Source organism: Cryobacterium sp. GrIS_2_6 (assembly GCF_035984545.1).
Classification (GTDB): domain Bacteria; phylum Actinomycetota; class Actinomycetes; order Actinomycetales; family Microbacteriaceae; genus Cryobacterium.
Window position 1 is genome coordinate 2,885,885 of record NZ_JAXCHP010000001.1, and the last position, 19,653, is coordinate 2,905,537.

19 protein-coding genes and 2 pseudogenes are annotated in these 19,653 nt (G+C 63.6%); 13 read left to right on the forward strand and 8 right to left on the reverse strand.

The window, feature by feature from the left end; genetic code table 11:
* Positions 1 to 5: 5 nt before the first annotated feature.
* Positions 6 to 1,106 carry a glycoside hydrolase family 88 protein gene (locus RCH22_RS14145; protein WP_322140601.1) on the reverse strand — a complete coding sequence of 367 codons (1,101 nt, stop codon included), beginning with the start codon at positions 1,104 to 1,106 and terminating at the stop codon, positions 6 to 8.
* 165 nt (positions 1,107 to 1,271) lie between these two features.
* Here RCH22_RS14145 and RCH22_RS14150 point away from each other — a divergent pair, with 165 nt between their 5' ends.
* Positions 1,272 to 2,156 (forward strand): AraC family transcriptional regulator, encoded by an 885-nt coding sequence (locus RCH22_RS14150; RefSeq protein WP_322136623.1) that lies wholly within the window; start codon positions 1,272 to 1,274, stop codon positions 2,154 to 2,156.
* Here the strand turns inward: RCH22_RS14150 and RCH22_RS14155 are convergent.
* On the reverse strand, positions 2,129 to 2,974 hold the full coding sequence (locus RCH22_RS14155) for a sugar phosphate isomerase/epimerase (protein ID WP_322136624.1): 846 nt from the start codon (positions 2,972 to 2,974) through the stop codon (positions 2,129 to 2,131). The genes RCH22_RS14150 and RCH22_RS14155 overlap by 28 nt on opposite strands.
* Here RCH22_RS14155 and RCH22_RS14160 point away from each other — a divergent pair.
* The 3 genes from RCH22_RS14160 to araA all read left to right on the forward strand — a co-directional run bounded on the left by RCH22_RS14160 (position 2,945) and on the right by araA (position 7,382).
* Positions 2,945 to 4,141: a LacI family DNA-binding transcriptional regulator gene (locus RCH22_RS14160; protein ID WP_322140600.1), complete on the forward strand. Its 1,197-nt coding sequence runs from the start codon at positions 2,945 to 2,947 to the stop codon at positions 4,139 to 4,141. The two genes, RCH22_RS14155 and RCH22_RS14160, sit on opposite strands and share 30 nt — an antisense overlap.
* Positions 4,142 to 4,224: 83 nt before the next feature.
* Positions 4,225 to 5,865, forward strand: a complete 1,641-nt coding sequence (locus RCH22_RS14165; protein WP_322189257.1) for an FGGY-family carbohydrate kinase — start codon at positions 4,225 to 4,227, stop codon at positions 5,863 to 5,865.
* Positions 5,862 to 7,382 carry an L-arabinose isomerase gene (gene araA, locus RCH22_RS14170; protein ID WP_322136628.1) on the forward strand — a complete coding sequence of 507 codons (1,521 nt, stop codon included), beginning with the start codon at positions 5,862 to 5,864 and terminating at the stop codon, positions 7,380 to 7,382. The genes RCH22_RS14165 and araA overlap by 4 nt, the downstream gene beginning before the upstream one ends.
* A 139-nt stretch (positions 7,383 to 7,521) precedes the next feature.
* Here the strand turns inward: araA and RCH22_RS14175 are convergent, their stop codons facing one another.
* From RCH22_RS14175 to RCH22_RS14185, 3 genes are all read right to left on the reverse strand, one after another.
* Positions 7,522 to 8,094: a TetR family transcriptional regulator gene (locus tag RCH22_RS14175; RefSeq protein WP_322136629.1), complete on the reverse strand. Its 573-nt coding sequence runs from the start codon at positions 8,092 to 8,094 to the stop codon at positions 7,522 to 7,524.
* A gap of 3 nt (positions 8,095 to 8,097) precedes the next feature.
* Positions 8,098 to 8,556: a hypothetical protein gene (locus RCH22_RS14180; RefSeq protein WP_322136630.1), complete on the reverse strand. Its 459-nt coding sequence runs from the start codon at positions 8,554 to 8,556 to the stop codon at positions 8,098 to 8,100.
* 102 nt (positions 8,557 to 8,658) lie between these two features.
* Positions 8,659 to 9,600 carry a helix-turn-helix domain-containing protein gene (locus RCH22_RS14185; protein ID WP_327014459.1) on the reverse strand — a complete coding sequence of 314 codons (942 nt, stop codon included), beginning with the start codon at positions 9,598 to 9,600 and terminating at the stop codon, positions 8,659 to 8,661.
* 163 nt (positions 9,601 to 9,763) lie between these two features.
* Here RCH22_RS14185 and RCH22_RS14190 point away from each other — a divergent pair, with 163 nt between their 5' ends.
* The 6 genes and pseudogenes from RCH22_RS14190 to RCH22_RS14215 all read left to right on the forward strand — a co-directional run bounded on the left by RCH22_RS14190 (position 9,764) and on the right by RCH22_RS14215 (position 14,628).
* A complete protein-coding gene (locus RCH22_RS14190) occupies positions 9,764 to 10,708 on the forward strand; it encodes an alpha/beta hydrolase (RefSeq protein ID WP_322136632.1) in 945 nt (314 codons plus the stop codon).
* 180 nt (positions 10,709 to 10,888) lie between these two features.
* Positions 10,889 to 12,019, forward strand: coding sequence for a DJ-1/PfpI family protein (locus RCH22_RS14195; protein ID WP_327014460.1), 1,131 nt, complete (start codon positions 10,889 to 10,891; stop codon positions 12,017 to 12,019).
* Between the two features lie 21 nt (positions 12,020 to 12,040).
* Complete coding sequence (locus tag RCH22_RS14200) at positions 12,041 to 12,643, forward strand: hypothetical protein (protein ID WP_322136634.1); 603 nt, start codon at positions 12,041 to 12,043, stop codon at positions 12,641 to 12,643.
* 28 nt (positions 12,644 to 12,671) lie between these two features.
* Positions 12,672 to 12,881 (forward strand): annotated as a pseudogene (locus RCH22_RS14205) (M1 family aminopeptidase); the annotation flags it as partial.
* Positions 12,882 to 12,953: 72 nt separating this feature from the next.
* Positions 12,954 to 13,724, forward strand: a pseudogene (locus RCH22_RS14210) (transposase); the annotation flags it as partial.
* A 202-nt stretch (positions 13,725 to 13,926) separates the two neighbouring features.
* The gene (locus RCH22_RS14215; RefSeq protein WP_322136635.1) at positions 13,927 to 14,628 is read left to right on the forward strand and encodes a GntR family transcriptional regulator; all 702 of its coding nucleotides are present in this window, start codon (positions 13,927 to 13,929) and stop codon (positions 14,626 to 14,628) included.
* A 210-nt stretch (positions 14,629 to 14,838) separates the two neighbouring features.
* Here RCH22_RS14215 and RCH22_RS14220 read toward each other — a convergent pair whose 3' ends face one another.
* Positions 14,839 to 15,192 carry a hypothetical protein gene (locus tag RCH22_RS14220; protein WP_322189253.1) on the reverse strand — a complete coding sequence of 118 codons (354 nt, stop codon included), beginning with the start codon at positions 15,190 to 15,192 and terminating at the stop codon, positions 14,839 to 14,841.
* 139 nt (positions 15,193 to 15,331) lie between these two features.
* On the opposite strand from RCH22_RS14220, the gene RCH22_RS14225 reads away from it, so the two are divergent.
* Positions 15,332 to 15,805 carry a hypothetical protein gene (locus tag RCH22_RS14225; protein WP_322136637.1) on the forward strand — a complete coding sequence of 158 codons (474 nt, stop codon included), beginning with the start codon at positions 15,332 to 15,334 and terminating at the stop codon, positions 15,803 to 15,805.
* 470 nt (positions 15,806 to 16,275) lie between these two features.
* Here the strand turns inward: RCH22_RS14225 and RCH22_RS14230 are convergent, their stop codons facing one another.
* Both RCH22_RS14230 and RCH22_RS14235 read right to left on the reverse strand, forming a co-directional pair.
* A complete protein-coding gene (locus tag RCH22_RS14230; protein ID WP_323508156.1) occupies positions 16,276 to 16,545 on the reverse strand; it encodes a DUF1003 domain-containing protein in 270 nt (89 codons plus the stop codon).
* 767 nt (positions 16,546 to 17,312) lie between these two features.
* Entirely contained in the window at positions 17,313 to 18,275 is a 963-nt protein-coding gene (locus RCH22_RS14235) for a ferritin-like domain-containing protein (protein ID WP_322136639.1), read from the reverse strand.
* Positions 18,276 to 18,570: 295 nt separating this feature from the next.
* On the opposite strand from RCH22_RS14235, the gene RCH22_RS14240 reads away from it, so the two are divergent.
* Both RCH22_RS14240 and tatC read left to right on the forward strand, forming a co-directional pair.
* The gene (locus tag RCH22_RS14240; protein ID WP_322136640.1) at positions 18,571 to 18,828 is read left to right on the forward strand and encodes a twin-arginine translocase TatA/TatE family subunit; all 258 of its coding nucleotides are present in this window, start codon (positions 18,571 to 18,573) and stop codon (positions 18,826 to 18,828) included.
* 47 nt (positions 18,829 to 18,875) lie between these two features.
* Positions 18,876 to 19,628 (forward strand): twin-arginine translocase subunit TatC, encoded by a 753-nt coding sequence (gene tatC, locus RCH22_RS14245; RefSeq protein WP_322136641.1) that lies wholly within the window; start codon positions 18,876 to 18,878, stop codon positions 19,626 to 19,628.
* Positions 19,629 to 19,653 lie beyond the last annotated feature (25 nt).

Below are 19,653 nucleotides of genomic sequence, written 5' to 3' on the forward strand. Positions count from 1 at the left end.
TCGTCTCAGCAGAAGGAGACGAGATATTCGGCGAAGCACAGCACCGTGAGCGATTGGCCGTACGGCATCGCCGTCTGGTCGATGTTCTTGTAGAAGTCCAGGTCGTCACCCATTCCGGTTCCGACCGAGACGTTCTGGACTTCGCCCTCGTCGGTGATCCGGTCGTACAGTGCGGCGACGGCCTTCTCCGCCACGGCCGCATAGCTCTTGTCGATGTAGCGCTCATGTACCGCTTTGAGCAGCCCGTATGCGATACCGGCGGTCGCGGACGACTCGAGGTAGGAGGTCGGGTCATCGAGCAGCGTGTGCCACATGCCGGACTCGTCCTGCAGCTCCGCGAGTGCGGAGACCTGGCTGTTCAGAATTTCGAGCAACCAGTCCCGGATCGGGTCTCCGGGCTTGAGTCCCAGGGTGCCGATGAGTTCCGGAATGGCGATGGTGATCCAGCAGTTGCCACGTGCCCAGAGCGCGTCTGCGTAGTTGTCACGGCGCTCGAACGACCAGCCGTGGAACCAGAGGCCCGTCTTCTTGTCCAAGAGGTACTGGGCATGGATGAGGAACTGGTACTTGGCTTCCTCGATGTATTCCGGCCGATCCAGGAGGCGACCGATCTTCGCGAGGGGCAGCACCGTCATCATCAAGGTGTCGTCCCAGAGCTGCTGAGAGTTCGGCCCGGCATAGGTCATGTGCTGCATGCCACCACCGTGAGTGCGCGGCATGTCGTGCATGGCCCATTGCGCCCACTGGTTGAGGTACGGGATGTACCTGCTGTCCTTGGTGTCCTCATACAGGCAGGCCATGGCGAGCAGCGGTGCCATCGTGTTGACGTTTTTCGGCGGAGCGCCCGCGGCGAGCGCGGTATCGAACCACTCGCGGACGACATCCGCTGCCAGGGAATTTCCGGTGATCCGGTAGTTCTTGTAGATCCCGTAGAGACCGACACCCTGGGGCCAATTCCAGACATTCCAGCTCTTGTCGTCGACGACGACATCACTGAAATGGAGTAAAAACTTACCTGACTCGTCCCTGATTGTGGTCAGGTTGGAGATCATGGCATCGATCTTTTGAACGATCTGCTCTCTGCTGACGGCAGTGTCTAGATGCATGGTTTCTCTTCACAATCTTCTTTGATTCCTTGTATTTGAAACGTTACAACCCCGGAATCCGTCGATATAGGCCCCGTGGTGTCGACCGTTGCTCAAAAACTGCCGTTTCTTGCAGCGGAGGCTGCGTGCCAGACTGTCGCCTGAGCTCTCGGAGAGGAGGCGCCGATGGAGCCTCGCCGCGCAGTGATCGTGAACACGATGGTCTCCGGGCATTTCGAGCTGTACCACGTCGACAATGCCGTCCGTGAGCACGCAAACCTGCACTATCACGACTTCCACGAGATCAATTGCGTACTGCGCGGCACGGGTGTCTTCCGGCTCGGCGGAACCGAGTACTCCACGGAACCGGGAACCGTGACCTTCGTGCGGAGGAACGACCTGCACAACATCGTCAGGCAGTCCAGCGAGTACTACGAACGTGCGTACATCCACATTCGCGAGGAGTTCCTCACGAGCCGTTCCTCAGACAGCACCAACCTCAACCTCCTGTTCGCCAAGGACGGCACCCCGACCAGCCAGGTCATCAGTGTGGATGCCGACTGGTTGCGCGAACAGATTTCTCACCTGGACGAGCCCGATCAGGAGGGCTTCGGCGCGGACCTCGTCCGAGAGAACCGGCTGATCGAGTTCCTGATCGACCTCAACAAGGCGGTCTTCGGCTCCGAGAACGCCGTCGTTCCCCACGACCTTCCCGTGTCGGCCCTCATCTCGGCGGTCATGGGCTACGTCGCCGACAACCTGGACGAGGATCTGTCACTCGATGCCGTCGCGGGCAGGTTCTTCATCAGTAAGTACTACCTGTCACGCCAGTTCAAGACGAACACCGGACTCAATTTCCACCAGTACACGCTCAAGAAGCGACTGCTGCACAGCAAAGACCTCCTGAGCACGCACGGGAACGCCCTGGACGTCTATCGGATCGCCGGGTTCTCGTCGTACACGCACTTCCTCCGCTGCTTCAAGGATGAGTTCGGCATGACGAGCAAGGAATTCATCCGCCGGAGTCGCAACCCCGAAGGCATTCACTTCGAGAATCCCGATTCCGTGTAGCGATCCACGGTCCTGGCAATCGCGTCGTTGACGGTTTCCTCCATGATGACGGCGAGACAGGGAGCGTGCGCGCTGATCGTGGCCAGAATCTGGGCGACCGGGAGGACCCCGTCGTCGATGTCGCAGCGGACGACGCGACCGTCCGAGAGGCGGTAGTCGTCGAGGTGGGCCGCGACGATGCGTCCCCCGAACCGTTCAAAGGCGTCGCTCGTCAATGCCGCAAGATCGACGGGCTCGTTCGGGTCGAGCAACGCCGTGGCGTCGAACACGATGCCGAGGAAGGGTGAGTCGACGTCGTCGAGGAGTTGCTCGACCCGATCGAGGTTATAGATCGGGTGGTTAATGCCCGGCTCAATGGCGACGATGGTCCCCACGCGTTCGCCGAATTCCGCGAGCCGCCGAATCACCGCTGCGGCCTCCCGGTACGCCTCATCCGTGAAGTTTGCCCGGGTATAGGCAAAACCCTCCGCATTGACGCTCCCCGTCTCGGTCGCCACCATCGGGGCACCAAAATGCCGAGCGTTGAGCAGATAGGCCTCGAACTTCCGCAGGATCGCCTCCCTGCGATCGGCATCCGGATGAATGATGTTGTCGTAGCAGCCCAGCACGGCGATATCCACGCCCTGGGCGGCCATCACGCGGCGGAAGTAAGCGCCCAGGCCGGGGTTGACAGCGCGTGCGCCATTCAGTTCGGGGAAGGACCGGCCCAGGGCCAGTTGCACGTTGTGCACCCCGTATCCCGCCAGGCCACGCGCCAGCGCCTCGGGAGTTGACGCCCACGTCACGTCGTGTCCGCGAGCGCCGAAATTGATCGTCATATCCGTACCTTTCACCGCTGTGGCCAACTCGCCGAACTGTACACCTCTGCCTGGGCGAGCCCTGACCTGGTCATCCGGGCGGAGAATGGCGGCCCCGTGACCAGCGCAACCCCCACGCACGGCGATAATCAGACCATGGGCGCAGATCGAGACAACGAGGATGCCAGACCTCGTGCCGCCAGTGTGTTCGATGTGGCCAGGGTCGCTGGAGTGTCCCACCAGACGGTCTCCCGTGTCCTGAATGATCACCCCAGCCTTCGCGCAGCCACGCGACAGAAGGTGCTCGATGCCATTCGGGAGCTGAACTACCGGCCGAACGCGGCCGCCCGCGCGTTGTCCTCGAGTCGATCGCGCCTGATCGGAATACTGTCGACCTCGAGTGGAGAGTACGGCCCCGCGACCATCGTCGCCGCCATCGGGGCAGCAGCACGCAGTCGCGGCTACAGCGTGACGATCGCGAACGCGGACGGACTCGACCGAAGATCAGTGGATGACGCACTCAGCCATCTGGCCGACCTCTCTGCCGAGGGGCTGATCGTGGTGGCCCCGCAGACCCAGGTGCTCGTCGCTCTCGAAGGCCTGACGATCCCGGTGCCATATGTGACGCTGCAGACGGCAGCGGGGAGCGGGCTGCATGGCGGGATGCTGGACCAGATCCGGGGGGCCCGGCTGGCCACCTCGCATCTCATGGATCTCGGCCATCAGCGCGTGGGCCACATCGCCGGCCCGCCAGAATGGCTCGACGCGCAACAGCGCCTGACCGGTTTCCAGGAGGAGCTTCGATCGCGCCAGCTGGATCCGCGATTCGTAGAGATCGGCGACTGGAGCGCCGCGTCAGGTCATCGTGCCGCCCGTGCGCTGATCGAACAGGGCGTGACGGCCATTTTCTCCGGTAACGACCAGATGGCGCTCGGCGCCCTGAGCGCCGCGGTCTCCCTGGGGATGACCGTGCCGGGGGATCTCAGCATCGTCGGCTTCGATGACGTTCCCGAGGCCGCGTACTACCAGCCCGCGCTGACGACCGTTCGGCAGGACCTGGCCGAAGCCGGACGGCGCGCCGTGGCCCTTCTCCTCGGAGAAGCTGACGTGCGTCCTGCCGTCGACCCTGAGCTCATCGAGCGGGCGTCCACCGGAGCCCCGCCGGAGCGGCCGCGACCCGAATGCTGACGGTCGACATACGGGATGCCGATGTCGTAGACTGCATATGATCGCCAATGTGATCGATCACATGCGTAAGTCAAAGGAGTCTTGTGTCGACATCGAGTACCGTTTCCCCCGGCGATTCCGCACGAGACGACCTCCGTGCGGGGCGCCTCTCGCTCGGGATCGAACTGGGGTCGACCCGGATCAAGGCGTGCCTGATCGGCGACGACCCGTCCCAGGTGATCGCGGTCGGCAGTCACGAGTGGGACAACGAGTTCGTCGGACAGGTCTGGACCTATTCGCTCGAGAACGTGTGGTCTGGCTTGCAGGCGGCCTACGCCGACCTCATCGACAATGCCGAATCACGCTACGGCTTACGCCCGGACGGCTTCGCGGCGATCGGCGTCTCGGCCATGATGCACGGATACCTCGCGTTCGATGCGGCCGGCGACCTCCTCGCGCCCTTCAGAACCTGGCGGAACACGACGACCGGCCCTGCTGCCGCGGAACTCACCGACCTGTTCGGCGTGAACATCCCGCTGCGCTGGTCCATTGCACATCTCCGTCAGGCGGTCCTCGACGACGAACCGCACGTCCCCGAGATCGCCTTTCTCACCACCCTTGCCGGTTATGTGCACTGGCGGCTCACGGGTCGGAAAGTCCTGGGAGTCGGCGACGCATCGGGCATGTTCCCGATCGACGCGCTCACGAAGACCTACGATGCCGAGCTGGTGGCGCGATACGACGGGCTCTCCGCGGCCGGCACGCCCGGATCAGGCATCGTCGACCTGTTGCCGGAGGTGCTTGTGGCGGGTCAGCCCGCAGGGGCCCTGACCGAACAGGGTGCCCGGCTTCTCGACCCGACCGGCACGCTCAAGCCCGGCGCGGCCCTCTGCCCGCCCGAGGGTGACGCCGGAACGGGAATGGTCGCGACCCGATCTGTCGCCCCCCGCTCGGGCAATGTCAGTGCGGGCACGAGTATCTTCGCCATGGTCGTGCTCGAACGACCGCTCGAGAATGTGCACCACGAGCTCGACGTTGTCACGACTCCCGCCGGGGACCCCGTCGCGATGGTCCACTGCAACAACGGTGCGAGCGAACTCGCGACCTGGGTCGGCCTCTTCGCCCGGTTCGCCGCGGTCGCCGGCCAGCCGCTCGCCAGCGATGTCGTGTTCGACGCGCTGTTCCGCGAAGCACTCGAGGGCGAGGCGGACGCCGGTGGGCTGTTGGCCTACAATCACCTGGCGGGCGAGCCGATCGCCGGCCTCAGCGAGGGCAGACCCCTCGTCGTGCGCACGCCGGACAGCCGGCTGACGCTCGCGAACTTCATGCGGGCCCAGCTCTACGGCGTTTTCGGCACGCTCAGCCTCGGGATGCGCGTCCTTGCCGACGAGGGCGTCGTGATCGAGGAGATGTTCGCCCACGGCGGCATGTTCCGCACCGCAGGGGTCGCGCAGCGATTCCTCGCCGGGGCGCTCGGCACCCCCGTCACCGTGACCGAAACGGCCTCGGAAGGCGGCGCCTGGGGCATCGCGGTGCTGGCGTCCTACCTGCGGGCCGCCGAGCACGGCCAGAGCCTCGACGACTACCTCGACGAACAGGTCTTCGCGAACACCGCGTTCGACACTACCCAGCCGGATCCGACAGACGTCGCCGGATTCACCACCTACCTTGCACGCTATTCCGCCGGCCTCGCCGTCGAACGTACCGCCGTTGACGCACTCTCACTGAAGGAAATCACCCTATGAGCAACCGCATCACTCCCGACCTGACCTCCTACGAGGTCTGGTTCCTCACCGGCAGCCAGAACCTCTACGGCGAGGAGACCCTTCGACAGGTGGCGGAGCAGTCGCGCGCCATTTCGGACACGCTCGCGGCAGCATCCGACATTCCGATCACGATCGTGTGGAAGCCGGTGCTGAAGGATTCGGAGTCGATCAAGCGCGCGATCCTCGAGGCGAATGCCGCCGACAACGTGATCGGCTTGATCGCATGGATGCACACGTTCTCTCCCGCGAAGATGTGGATCTCCGGGCTCGACGCCCTCCAGAAGCCCCTGCTGCACTTCCACACCCAGGCGAACGTCGAACTGCCGTGGGCGGACATCGACATGGACTTCATGAACCTGAACCAGGCCGCGCACGGCGACCGGGAGTTCGGTTACATCCAGACTCGCCTCGGCGTCGCCAGGAAGACGGTCGTCGGCCACGCCACGAGCCCCGCTGTCACCGCGCAGATCGGCACCTGGACCCGTGCCGCCGCCGGCTGGGCTGCGACCAAGAGCCTCAAGCTCGCCCGGTTCGGCGACAACATGCGTTACGTCGCGGTCACCGAGGGTGACAAGACCGAGGCAGAGCTGCGGTTCGGCGTGCAGGTCAACACGTGGGGCGTCAACGAACTCGCGGAGGCCGTCGCCCAGGCCACGGAGGACCAGATCGACGCCCTCGTCGCCGAGTACGAGGAACTCTATGACGTCGCTCCTGAGCTACGGGCGGGCGCCGAGCGTCACGAGTCGCTGCGCTACGGTGCCGCGATCGAAATCGGCCTCCGGTCCTTCCTGGAAGCGGGCGGATTCGGCGCGTTCACCACGAGCTTCGAAGACCTCGGAGCCCTCCGCCAGCTCCCCGGACTCGCCGTGCAGCGCCTGATGGCCGACGGCTACGGCTTCGGCGCCGAAGGCGACTGGAAGACGGCAATCCTCGTGCACGCCGCCAACGTCATGGGCTCCGGGCTCCCCGGCGGCGCCTCCCTGATGGAGGACTACACCTACGACCTGACCCCCGGAGCGGAAGTCATCCTGGGTGCCCACATGCTCGAGGTCAGCCCGAGCCTGACAACCGCGAAGCCGACGCTCGAGATCCACCCGCTCGGCATCGGCGGCCGGGAAGACCCCGTGCGCCTCGTATTCACGGCAGATCCTGGACCCGCCGTCGTGGTTGCGATGAGTGACATGCGCGACAGGTTCCGCCTCGTCGCCAACGTCGTCGAGGTGGTCGAGCCCACCGCTCCCCTGCCGAAGCTGCCGGTCGGCCGCGCCGTCTGGAAGCCGGAACCGTCCTTCGCGGTCTCGGCGGCCGCGTGGCTCACCGCTGGTGCGGCGCACCACACCGTGATGTCGACCGCGGTCGGCCTCGAAGCGTTCACCGACTTCGCCGACATCGCGAAGACGGAGCTTCTCGTCATCGATGCGACGACAGACCTCCGGAGCTTCGAACACGGGATCCGCTGGAACCAGGCGTACTACCGGCTGGCCCAGGGCCTCTGAGTCTCTGAGTCTCTGAGTCTCTGAGCCTCTGAGCCTCTGAGCCCAGGATCGGATCGCCTGGCCGCTTTCGGCCAGGCGATCCGATCGCTGTGTCCCGGCGCAGCCCACCAGACCGGAGCAAGCGCTCTTGCCATTCCGATCAGGCCGGGCGCACCGCTCGGAGCGTCGCGAGGATCGCTTCCGGGCTGAAGATCTCCGGGTTGCGGATCGCCTGGATCGAGGCACCCTGGACCAGAGCGACCACCGTCTCCGCGAGTTCGTCACCCTGGACGCGGGTCCCGGTGGCGACCTCACGACAGACCGGCAAGAACGCCGCGAGGTAGCGCCCGAAGCTCGATTCGATGCGGGCGCGGAACAGGTCGTCACGTCGGGAGAAGTAGAACGCGAAGATCAGTTCGACCGCATCGTGGTACTCGACCAGGCGCTCCAGCTCGACCCGGATCATCCGCTCGAGGCGGTCCCACGGTTCCAGCCGGGCCAGGCCGGAGTCGGACAGGGCGTCGAGCGTGCCGTCGAGCAGTACGCCGAGCAGCGCCTCCAGCAGACCGTCTTTCGACTGGAAGTGGAAGAACACGAGGCCCGTGGAGATGCCGGCCGCGGTGGCCACCCGGCGCGCGGTGACGGCATCGAGACCCTCGCCGAGGGCGATCTCGTACGCCGCGGCGAGGATCGCGTCGCAGCGCTCCTGTTCGGGCTTCTTGGGGCCGCCCATCGATCAGCCGTCTCCCTCGGTACGCCGGGCGGCGCGATACCGGCGCCACGCCAGCCAGGCGCCAGAGGACCAGAGCGCCCACAGCATCAGCACGGGCTGGAACAGCAGCCGCACGCTGCGCTCGAGGTCGGTGTTCAGCCCGAAGGAATCGGTATGCGTCGCCAGCTGCGAGATATTGCCGGGGAAGATGGCAACGAAGAAGACCGCCACGATCCAGCCGACCTGCACCCGGTACCTGCCCAGGGCGAGTAGGGAAGCGCCGAGGACGATCTCGACGACGCCTGAGGCCAGGACGACGAAGTCCCCCGCCATCGGCACCCAGGTGGGCACCTGGGCGAGGAACGCCTCCCGGTTCACGGTGAGATGACTGATGCCGGCGAGAAGGAGGAAGGCTCCCAGCGTCATCCTGAAGACGGTGCGAAGCACGGTCGCGCGCGTCTTCTGAGGTGCGAGGAGGTTCATGCTGCGGCTTTCGTGGGGGCGTGCGAGGGAGAAGCGATGCTCCGACTCTACATTGATCACTCGGTCAATGATCACTCGGTCAATCGCGGAGACTTGGCACGGTCAGTCGGACCCGAAGTGATCTCGATGGTTGGTCGGGGTGGTGTTGAGGCGGCGCCGGAACGCTCGATTCATGGTTTCAGGGGTGCCGAATCCGCATGCTCGCGCGATCTCCTCCACTGTCAGCATCGTCGTCTCGAGAAGACTGCACGCTGCCTCCATCCGCACCGCCTCCACATGCTCGGCCGGCGTGATGCCTACCTCGGACTTGAATACCCGACTGAACTGGCGCTCCGAGAGGTGGGCGCGAGTGGCCATACCAGAGATGGAGAGATCGGCGGTCAGGTTGTCAGGGAGCCAGGCCAACACGTCACGGATGGGCTCGTCGTTCGCGGACTGTGCGGCCAGCAGCGCTGAGAACTGCGCCTGGCCGCCCGAACGGCGGAGGTACACGACAAGGCGCCGCGCTACGGTCGCAGCGGCCTTGCGGCCATGGTCATCGGCAACCAACGCCAAGGCCAAGTCGATTCCGGCCGTGACGCCGGCCGAGGTCCAGACGTTGCCGTCCTGCACATAGATGGCATCGGGGTCGACCATGACCTCCGGGTAGGCCCGCCCAAGCACCTCGCACTCGGCCCAGTGGGTGGTCGCGCGGCGACCGTCCAGAAGGCCCGCGGCAGCGAGTAGAAACGCGCCTGAGCACACGGATGCGACCCGCCGCGACACCAACGCCAGCCGCCGAATGCTGTCGACCAGCCTCGGATCGCCCGCAGCTTCCTCCATATCCCGGCCCCCGGCGACCACGAGAGTGTCGATGTTTCCGACCACTGCATCGATCGGTCCCGTCGCGAACTCGAGGCCGCTCGTCGATAGCACCGGCCCGCCATCGGTGCTCACGAGTTCCGTGGCGTACCGAGCGATCGGCAGGAATCGTGAGGCGGTGGAAAACACCTCAAGGGGCCCGGTCACGTCGAGGATCTGCACGGACGGGAACCCGACGATCACGATGCGTAGTTCGCTCACTGTCTTCCTCCGTGGCCGAGATCGTCAACAGCGTGTCCTAGGTGGGCCGACAACCGAACCCTACCGTGAAGTCATACCCGCAAACACGCACGTCGGCGCGGCGAATCCGCGACCCCCTTACCTCCCGAATCCGATGGAGCCTGATATGAACTTCCCCAGAATCGCACGCGCCGCCGGCATCGGCCTCGCTGTTGTCCTGGCTCTCACGGCCGTCTCGACGACCGTCAATGTGGCACTGAACACCTCGGAACACGCCGACCTCGTGCCGTATGGGAAGAAGGTCGCCATCGACGCCGGCGACATCAATGTCTACCGCAACGGCGGGACCGGGCCGACGATGGTGCTCCTGAGCGGGTATGGGACGCCGGCACCGGCAATCGACTTCGCCCCGCTCATCCGCCAGCTGAACGCGTTCAACGTCATCGTGGTCGAGGGCTTCGGCTACGGCTACAGTGACCTGAACGTCAGTGATCGCACCATCGAGAACATCACCCGCGAGCTGCACGAGGTCCTGGCCAAGCTTCGGGTGGACGAGCCGGTGATCCTGGTCGGCCATTCAATCGGCGGCATCTACGCCCGCTACTACGCGAACGCCTACCCGGACGAGGTGATGGCGATCGTTGGCGTCGACCCTACCGCCGCCCTGTCGTCGTCTCTTGATGAGGGCGCACCCTCGACCGTCGAGAGCATGCAGGCCGCGACCGGGCTCTTCCGCGTGGTCACGACGATCGCACCCGACCTGGTTCAGCCTCCAGGGTCTGCCTATACGGCGGAGGAGCGGCACCGCATCGCCGTGATGACCAACTGGAACTACGTCAACGCGTCGGTCTCCGACGAATGGAGCCGCATCGGCGCCAACTCGACCAAAACCGCGATGCAGCCGTTCGCCTCGGACCTGCCGGTGCTCGAGATCCTCTCGAGCGACAGCGTTCGGACGATGCCCCAATGGTTGCCGAACCACGAGGCCGAACTCGAGAACGTCACGACGCACGAACTCAACGTGCTCGAAGGAAGCCACTACTTGCATTGGACGCAGTCCCCGGCGTTCGCTCGGATAATCTCCGACTTCCTTTCCCGTCTCACCCGCTAACCCCCCGCTCACCAGGAGATCGTCGTGTCAAAAATCGCCCGCCGAGTCGGCAGCATCACACTCGCCACTACCCTCACTATTACCGCCTTCGCCGCCATAGCGGTCACCGGGTTGTCCCAATCGAGCGCTGAGACTGCCTCCGCGGCGAGCATCGGGGCGCCACCCCCTCAGCCTGGCGCCGTGCCGCTCCACGGGCAGTTCGTCGTTGCGGTCATTCTCGGCCGGTCCGGATCCGACACCGCCGACGTTCTCGCGCCATATGACGTTCTGGCCAGTTCACCCGACTTCTTCGTCTACACGATTGCCGCCTCCGCCGCCCCGGCGGTCGTCGACGGTGGCATGTGGGTCGTGCCGACCCACACTTTTGGTGAGGTGGCGGCTGGTGCTGCACCCACGCCTGACCTGGTCGTGGTGCCGGCCGTGAACAGTCCGTCGGGGCCCGAGGAGGCCGCGGCGCGCGAGTTCATCGTCAACCAGTACAACGCGGGCGCTCGCATCCTCGGCATTTGTGCGGGCTCCCGGCTGCTCGCCGCCTCCGGAGTTCTCGATGGGCTTCGCGCGACGTCCCATTGGTCCCGAATCGCCGCGCTCAGAACTTCGAACCCCGAGGTTTCCTGGGTCACCGGACAGCGCTACGTCCAAGACGGCCGAGTAACGACTACCGGTGGCGTGACCTCCAGCATCCCGGGCTCACTCAAAGTCATCGCCGACATGGCCGGTGATGCGGAAGCCAACCGGGTCGGCGAATCCGTCGGCTACCCAGGCTTGAAACTAGATGGTCCGACGGCGATGCCCGTCAAAGTCTTTGGGTTCGAAGACGCTGCCATTCTCATGAACACGGCTTTCCCTTGGGGGCGACCGAGGGTTGCCGTCGAGCTGAAAGATGGCGTCGAGGAGATCGATGCCGCTGCAATCTTCGAGGTCTATGGATACTCGCAAGGTGCCACCACCTCCGCCCTGTCGGCGAAAGGGTTCGTAACGACCAAGCACGGCCTCGTTGTGAAGACCTCGATTCTCGATGGCGCGACGACCACGGTGGTTGCCGGCGAACTCGGTGCACCAGGAAGCCCGCAGGGCTTCGACGCCGCCTTCGAACAACTGTCGAGGAGCAGCAGTTCGTCGGTCGTCCAGTCCGTGTCCAAGATGATCGAGTACCCCCTCGATCGGGTCAGACAGGAGAGGGCACCGCTGATCGCGCAAGCACGTACTTCGCTTCTCCTGGTTCTCGGCCTCCTGCTTGCGGTCGGCGTCGGAATGCTGCCCACCATCATCCTCGGCTTCGTCCGACGCCGCATGAGGGCTCGCGCCTGATAGTGCAACGGCGGCTACGACGTGCTGCACTACGACCTCGCCCTTCGTCACGCGCCACCGAGGGACCCCGCGGTACTGGTAGGACGCCTCAGCGGCGTCGCGACCATCACACTCCGCGCGAAGCAGAACCTGCCGTCGCTCAACTTCGATTTGCGCGGTCTCGACGTCACGTCGGTCCGGGTGGACGGCAAGGCGGCGGCGCACGGGCTCACCGTCGGTCTGCTGCCGAAGCTCACGGAGGGACAGTCCACAACGATCATCGTCGAGTACGGGGGAAGCACCGGGCGGCCGCTCGACACGACCGGCGCCCTCTATGGATGGGTCACGACTGCGGATGGCGCGATCGTGGTCAACGAACCCGATGGCGCCTCGACCTGGTATCCCGTGAACGACGACCCGCACGATAAGGCCACGTATTCGTTCCACATCACGGTGCCGGCTGGAAAGGCGGCCGTTGCGAACGGTCTGGCGGCCGGCCCGCCACGGACCAAAGCCGGGTGGACCACCTGGTCATCGCAGGCGACGGACCCGATGTCCAGTTACCTGTCGACGGCGACGGTCGGTGACTTCACCCTGGCCACCCATACGGGCCCGCGCGGTCTCCCGATAGTCAGTGGTCCCTGAACTCGGGCACCAATGGTTCGGCGATTCGGTGACGCCATCTGACTGGAAGGACATCTGGCTGAACGAAGGCTGGGCCACCTACGTCGAATGGCTGCGGGCCGAGCATCAAGGCACTGCGACGATGCCTGCGCAGTTTGCCGACGCGGTGTCATACCTGGACGCGAACAACGGCTGGACGCTCAACATCGCAGACCCAGGTCGCGATGATCTCTTCGCGGCTCCGGTCTACCTGCGGGGAGCGGCCGACCTGCACGCGTTGCGCGCGAAGGTCGGCGACAAGGCGTTCTTCGCGGGCGCCGCTTATATGCCGCCGTCGAAGTCGGCTATTTTCCAGGCGCGTCGACGGCTCGGATTTGAATCGGTGCGGGATCTGTTTGCCCGAGTCGCGCGGCCCCTGGCCGGGCCGGACACGCCGGGTTCGTGGTTGGCTGGGCGGCGTTTGATGTCCATCGACGGAACGATTCTGGATCTGGCCGACAGCGTGGTGAATGCAGAGTTCTTTGGCCGGCCGCCAGTCAGCCGTGGCGAGCAATCTGCCTTCCCACAGGCGCGCCTGGTGGCGTTGGCCGAGTGCGGGACGCATACGATTCTGGATGCGGCGATAGGCCCATGCAGGACGTCGGAAATTGAACTCTCACGGGAGCTCGCCGGGCGCTTCGGGCCGGGCATGCTGGTCCTGGCCGACCGTGGCTTCCCGGGGCGGCAGTCGACAGCACCGTTGACCGTGCGGGTCGTGGACTACACGATCGACGACGGCCGCGACAATCCCGATGGCTACCGGTTGCTGACAACGATCCTTGATCCGGGTGAGGCATCTGCGGAAGAGCTCGCGACCGTGTACTCAGAACGGTGGGAGATCGAGTCTGTGTTCGATGAGTTGAAAGCGCATCAGCGCGCCCAGCGCATGGTGATGCGGTCCAAGGCCCCGGACCTGGTCAAGCAGGAAATCTGGGGCCACCTCTGCTGCCACTACGCGATCCGAACCCTGATGATCGAGGCCGCACAACACGCTCACCGCGACCCCGACCGGGTCTCCTTCGTCGCCGAACTCCGCATCGCCCGCTGCCCCGTAGCCCCGTAGCCCCGTAGCCCCGTAGCCCCGTAGCCCCGTAGCCCAGGGCGATTTTCCCCCCCTCCGCGACCTGACCAAGGGAGGCACACCCGCTTTCGTTTTCTCGGCCGTCGTTGCCTCCGCGGGGCTAGTGGGCAATAATCGAGCTCACCTGAAAGTATCGTGCGTGTTCAGATTGTTGGCGCGCAGGTGAGTATGAAATGGATACGCCATGGTGTCAGTGCAGACAACCGGAGTCACACGCGGTGCGGAGCCAGTTACAGGCGGACAGGCCGCGTTCGTTTATCTTCGGCGCCGCATACTGTCGGGTGAGATTCCCGCCCGAGCGGTGCTCCGGGAGCAGTCCTTGGCCGAAGAATTGGGTCTGAGCCGGACCCCGGTTCGCGAGGCCTTGCGTCGCTTGGACGAAGCCGGTTTCGTTGACTTCACACCCAATCGTGGTGCGACGGTTGCCTCGTGGACTCAGGAACAGGTGCGGGAGACGTATTACCTGCGCGCAGGCCTGGAGAGTAGAGCTGCCGGTTTGGCTGCCACCCGGATCGGCGATGAAATTCTCGGACAACTAGCTGATCTCATCGTGTCGATGGACGAATTCGTACTCGCCACTGACGATGAAGGGGTTACCCGGCTTGGCGAGCTCAACGCCGAATTCCATCACATCAGCGTGGCGGCGTCGGGGAATCAGCAGCTGATCCATCTGACCGATTCTGTTGGCCGTATCCCGATGATGGCGCAGGTTTTTCGCCGCGATGGTGGGAGATTTCGGGCAGGCAGCAATCATCATCACCGCGACATACTCACGGCGCTTCGGACACACGACGCCGTCTGGGCCGAAGCAATGATGCGCGCTCACATTCTCGGCGCTCGGAACGCAATCCTGGATGGGGACAGCACGGATCTCGACACTGCGTAGTCACACGCGGGCAGGTGTCTGGGGGCGTAGGGCGGCCCGTTGCAGCGGAGATTCCTGCGTCAGTCCTGTCGTTGTTCAGACATGTAGAAGGATGCCGCTGGTCTCGCCGCGCCTGAGGGTTCAGGGCTGGTCTCGCTCAGTCAGGACCTCAGATGATGAGCTGCGGCAGTGTGATCGTCGGGCATGACTGGTAGATGATGTTGGCCGGGTTTAGTAGACGTCGTCCCAGTGGTCCTCGGTCGACCAGTCTTCGGACGCTGATGCCACTGCACGTGTGACGATGCTTTCAGTACTGGACACCGAAGCGAGAGAGTTGATGTCGTAGCGAAGGACGGACACGGCGTGGTGCGTCACCGGTTCGTCACCCACAGTATTCTCGGGAATGCTGATGAGTTCGCTGCCGGAGGCAAGGAGAAGGCGAATGAGTATTTCGCTACCGTCTGCTGTGTAGGACGGCACCTCTACTACTTCGGATTTGTGCCACTCGCTGAGCGTTGCGGCGAACTCCAGGAGCGCATCCGCAACGGTATTTGTGGTTAGGAACGTCGTTCCGCAGTAAGACATTCTCTTCACAGTTGCCCCGGTTTCTGCGCTGCAGCAGCTCGAAAACATTCGTAATCTTGCCGGGCCCCTTCCATCCCTGTATCCGGCCGACGTGAGTCAGAAGTACACGTTGCCTTGAAATGCGCGCGAATAGATGTGCATGGTGTTCGGCGAAGTTGCGGAGATCGAAGGAGGCGTTGTTGTGAGCCTGCTATCTCATCGATATGCACATCATGTCAACCTGGTTGCGCATGGACAGATACGAGTTCAGGGTGTACGCATGAGACGAATTACGTTCGGCGGTGCCTCGTTCCTGACGGCAGATCGAATCGCAGACTCCCTCGTCAGTCTCTTGGTGGTGCTCAACGCCAAACATAAGTCTGCAGTCGCGTTAATCCCAGTGGTGTTGATCGGGGGCGCAGTGGTGACGGCAACACTTCTCCTCGGGCCGACAAGCGCTTTCGTCGCTATCCCGGAAGAATCCTTCTGGCCTGAACCCGATGCCGCAGACGCCGTTATGCACCTTGAGTTTCTCGGCCAGGCGGCGTCCACTCCTGGAGAGACCGGGTATTCAGAGACGGTTGCTGTCCCTAGCTACGAATGGGGTGACCCGGACTTGCATGAATTCTGGTGAAGCTGGACGTCAGTAGGGAGAAGATTCACCCCCAAAATGGTCACTCCCAGGAGGCCGGGCGAAGTTCCGGGAGCCGCCGGAGTGATGAACCGCTCGACGAAGCGGAGGGGAGCCGGGCTCGGTACTGCCAAGGCAGGCGATGCGTCAACAAACGAGCACCACATGCGAGAATCACGGGCAGATTGAGATGAGGAAGCACAATGATCGCCGTCCGATTGCAGACGCGAACGGGAGAGGATATCGAAGTCCGCGCTTTGTCCGGTTGCGATGGAGGATCATTGACCGCCGCATTGCCACAGACATCGCTCTTTGCCTGGTTGGCTTCATCGCCAAGAACCACGGCAGTTTTGAAGTGATGGTATTCCTTGACCCGGTGGAGCGCGCCGTCTTCCCGACTCTCGCGGGAGCAATGTCGTATTTCGTGAATTCGTCGTCCAACATTCTTGACTGCAACATTTTGCGCTAGCGAACTACTTTGGACTTTGAGGCGTGGTGCGCCCAGAAGCCACAACCTGCAGCTCCCGCAATATCTGCAGTTGCTGAGTGTTGATCGCCATCAACAGCTCGATCTCTTTTTTCGATTCCACATTCGTGTCGAGATCGTGTTGGGCCATCACTCCTGCAATAGCGTCCTGACGCTTAGCGGCTATGAGCAAGATTGCACCCTGCAGCCCGGCGAGCATCGACAAAAATAGATTCAGCAGGATATACGGGTACGGATCCCACGCCTTCTCCGACAAAGCTGCCCACAAAAGGCCAACTCCCCATTCCGTTCCGCACCACGTCCGCCGCACGCTGGCCTCTGGTCAGGGAATCCCGATGTTTCTCATGCCACGTCTGGGGTTTGTTGTTCATGACCCACAGCCTAACTTCAGTCGATATTGGGCTCCGCGTGGTTCCACTGACCGCGTGCGGCCAACGCCCTTTAAAAGCAACTCACGAAGGACACCACACGAGGGCTCTTGGCCAGTCTGCCGTGCTCGCCCTGCTGGGAGACCTCAAATTCACCGATGTCACCGATCGCATCCGCGTAGCGACCGAAACCCTCCACCAAGAACTCATCGACGCGGAAGCGGTCGCTTCATCGACGCCGCCTGTTCGGGCGCATCGGCGACCGCAGCAGCTTCATTGTGTCCATTGCGAAACTATCGAGCACAAGGCCCACTTTGTCCCGGGGTCCGTTGTCACGGGCGCCCGGTGACGAAGTCTCGGTGTGCCACGCTCAGTCTGGCGCCCTGCGCGGGCACCGAAGGACGCCTTCAAGCGTCTTCCAAAGAATTCTCTCAGTCCGTCGCAGCGTGCGAGCGTTGCACGTATTGAGGCATTGCCAGGTCTTCTATCAGGAACCATGGACTCCGCCACCGTTCGATTTCGTCCCGATCGTGCGCACGCCGTTGGCGCTACGACAACCCGCATTCGTGCCGCTTGTCCGGCGCTGGCGGCACGGACGACGAGCGGAATGGCCCCTTCTGCCCGCTGTGGACTACCGGGCAAAAGGGGCCGGTTCTTAGTTGGCGCCGCTCGTGTTGATCTTGCCGTTGACGCCCGCCGGGTAGAAACCGCCCGAGCGTACCTTCTTCGGGTTGAGGTAGGCGATGTTGAGCACTTGTCCGGTGGTGCGGCTGAAGGCCAGCCCGTTGTTGTCCGTTGGAACGAGATTCGCCTTGTCGGCCGTGCCGATGCCCTGGTCGAGATCGGTGGACCCGTCGAGGCTGTCCCTCGCATCCGAGATCTTCTGCACGCTGGAGTAGATGGCCGGCGTGTTGACGCCGAGGGCATAAAGCGTTGTACGGATGATCCCGGCGTGATATGCCTCCACCGCCAGCAGGCCGGCCGCCGCGTCCAGGTAGGTTTTATTGCTGATCAGCGGTGCGGCGCCCTTGTAGGAGGTCACGCCGACGTCCTCAAAGATGAAGGCGCCAAACAAGAAGTTGACCTCGTTGGCGTACACGTCGAACTGCTCGGTGCTCCCGATCAGACCGGCGGCGCGGGCCGCTGCGGTGAAGCTGGAGTCGAGGCTCAGCTTCGGCCGGGACACGGCAGCATTCCCCAGTGCGCTGCGAAGGAAGGCCACGTGGGACTTCTCGTCGGCCGCGATCTCTTCGGCGTACTTGCGAATCAGCGGGGTGTCGAAGGAGACGGCACGCCCGCCGGAGACGCTGCCGCGATCGCCGCGACCAGTCGTCATATCGTCGGGCAATCCGGAGCCGGTAACCGCCCGCAGGTAGAACTCCGCCTCGAGGTACTCAAGGTTCAAGGCGAAGTTGAGGATGGACGAGTCGCTGGGCCCGTCTCCGTTGTCGCCGTCGTCGTGGCCGCTTTCGCCAGCGAAAGCTGGTTGACCGGCCAGGAGCACCGCCGAACCGACACCGAACCCGGCAACGCCGGCGGCCTGGAAGAAACGCCTCCGATCGAGGGGCGATTCTGCGCTCCTGCCGATCGCATGAGTGATGAATTTTTGGTCGAACATCGACTTCTCCTGCCATTGTGGGTCAATGGCGCGGCCGGGACCCCCAGTTCGCACCCGTGTCGCGTCGGTGCATCCGTCCTCGCATCACAGTCAGGTAACGGTGACTTCAAAAGGCTAACTGGCGCCCAACGCGTACGGAAGATGAGACAACCTCATGATTTCAGAAGATGAAAACTTCATGCTCTTGGGAATCGACTTTGCCTTTTGCTGCAATATAACGCTCCTTCCCCTGACCCGAACGCGCCTTGACGGTGTAGGTTGCTGAGACATTCTCAGAACTGAGAGGACACACCATATGTTGGGGAATTTGACTGGATGGCATTTCCTGATCATCCTCGCGATCATTTTGCTGCTTTTTGGCGCACCCAAACTTCCCGGGCTGGCGCGCAGTGTGGGGCAGTCGATGAAGATCCTCAAGGCTGAGATCAAAACGGAACCAGACGTCTACGACACGCCCGTCCCAGACACCTCCGTCCCGGCGCCCGCCCCGCCAGGGCGCAGCGCGCAGAGCGCGACACCGTCGGGCCCGGCCGGGCCGCCTCCGGCGCCGTAGGCATCATGTTCGTTGGCGCTCGCTCGCGTGCGGACCCGAACGGGCAGATGACCCTGGGCCAGCATCTTCTGGAACTGCGAAAGCGCCTGTTCTTCGCGGCGGCCGGGATCCTGATCGGCGCCCTGGCAGGCTGGTTTCTTTCTGGATTCGTGTGGGACGCGCTCCGAGAGCCGATCTACGCGATCGTGCATGCGCAGCATCGGAACGCCCAGATCAACTACCCCGATATCACGTCCGCGTTCGACCTGAAACTGAAAATCTCCCTCTACGTGGGCCTGGTCGTGTCGAGCCCGGTGTGGCTGTACCAGGTCTTCGCGTTCTTGATGCCGGGCTTGACACGCACCGAGAAGCGCTACACCTTCGGGTTTTTCTTCACCGCCGTTCCCCTTTTCCTGGCCGGCTGTGCTGCAGGCTGGTACGTCCTCCCCCACGTCGTGGAACTCATGACCGGATTTGCCCCCACCCAGGACGCCGCGTTCATCAACGCCCAAAACTACTTCGACTTCGTCCTGAAACTCGTCGTCGCGATCGGAGTCGCGTTCGTCCTTCCGGTCTTCCTCGTTTTGCTGAACTTCGCCGGCGTTATCAGCGCCCACTCCATCATCAAGTCCTGGCGAATCGCGTGCCTGATCATTATCCTGTTCACCGCTATCGCCACCCCCGCCGCGGACGTCGTCTCTATGTTCCTTCTGGCCATCCCGATGGTGCTGCTCTACTTCGCCGCCTACGGCATCGCCTCTCTCCACGACCGCCGACTCGCCAAACGCACCCGCGACGCGGAGGCAGGTATGACCGCGTAGCCTGATGAAGTTCGCAACATCAACG

What these genes read in the sequence shown, in the direction of transcription:
- RCH22_RS14145 (WP_322140601.1), bottom strand. Translation starts at nt 1,106, where the DNA reads ATGCATCTAGACACTGCCGTCAGCAGAGAGCAGATCGTTCAAAAGATC.
- RCH22_RS14150 (WP_322136623.1), top strand. Translation starts at nt 1,272, where the DNA reads ATGGAGCCTCGCCGCGCAGTGATCGTGAACACGATGGTCTCCGGGCAT.
- RCH22_RS14155 (WP_322136624.1), bottom strand. Translation starts at nt 2,974, where the DNA reads ATGACGATCAATTTCGGCGCTCGCGGACACGACGTGACGTGGGCGTCA.
- araA (WP_322136628.1), top strand. Translation starts at nt 5,862, where the DNA reads ATGAGCAACCGCATCACTCCCGACCTGACCTCCTACGAGGTCTGGTTC.
- RCH22_RS14175 (WP_322136629.1), bottom strand. Translation starts at nt 8,094, where the DNA reads ATGGGCGGCCCCAAGAAGCCCGAACAGGAGCGCTGCGACGCGATCCTC.
- RCH22_RS14180 (WP_322136630.1), bottom strand. Translation starts at nt 8,556, where the DNA reads ATGAACCTCCTCGCACCTCAGAAGACGCGCGCGACCGTGCTTCGCACC.
- RCH22_RS14190 (WP_322136632.1), top strand. Translation starts at nt 9,764, where the DNA reads ATGAACTTCCCCAGAATCGCACGCGCCGCCGGCATCGGCCTCGCTGTT.
- RCH22_RS14215 (WP_322136635.1), top strand. Translation starts at nt 13,927, where the DNA reads ATGGTGTCAGTGCAGACAACCGGAGTCACACGCGGTGCGGAGCCAGTT.
- RCH22_RS14220 (WP_322189253.1), bottom strand. Translation starts at nt 15,192, where the DNA reads ATGTCTTACTGCGGAACGACGTTCCTAACCACAAATACCGTTGCGGAT.
- RCH22_RS14225 (WP_322136637.1), top strand. Translation starts at nt 15,332, where the DNA reads ATGGTGTTCGGCGAAGTTGCGGAGATCGAAGGAGGCGTTGTTGTGAGC.
- RCH22_RS14235 (WP_322136639.1), bottom strand. Translation starts at nt 18,275, where the DNA reads ATGTTCGACCAAAAATTCATCACTCATGCGATCGGCAGGAGCGCAGAA.
- RCH22_RS14240 (WP_322136640.1), top strand. Translation starts at nt 18,571, where the DNA reads ATGTTGGGGAATTTGACTGGATGGCATTTCCTGATCATCCTCGCGATC.
- tatC (WP_322136641.1), top strand. Translation starts at nt 18,876, where the DNA reads ATGACCCTGGGCCAGCATCTTCTGGAACTGCGAAAGCGCCTGTTCTTC.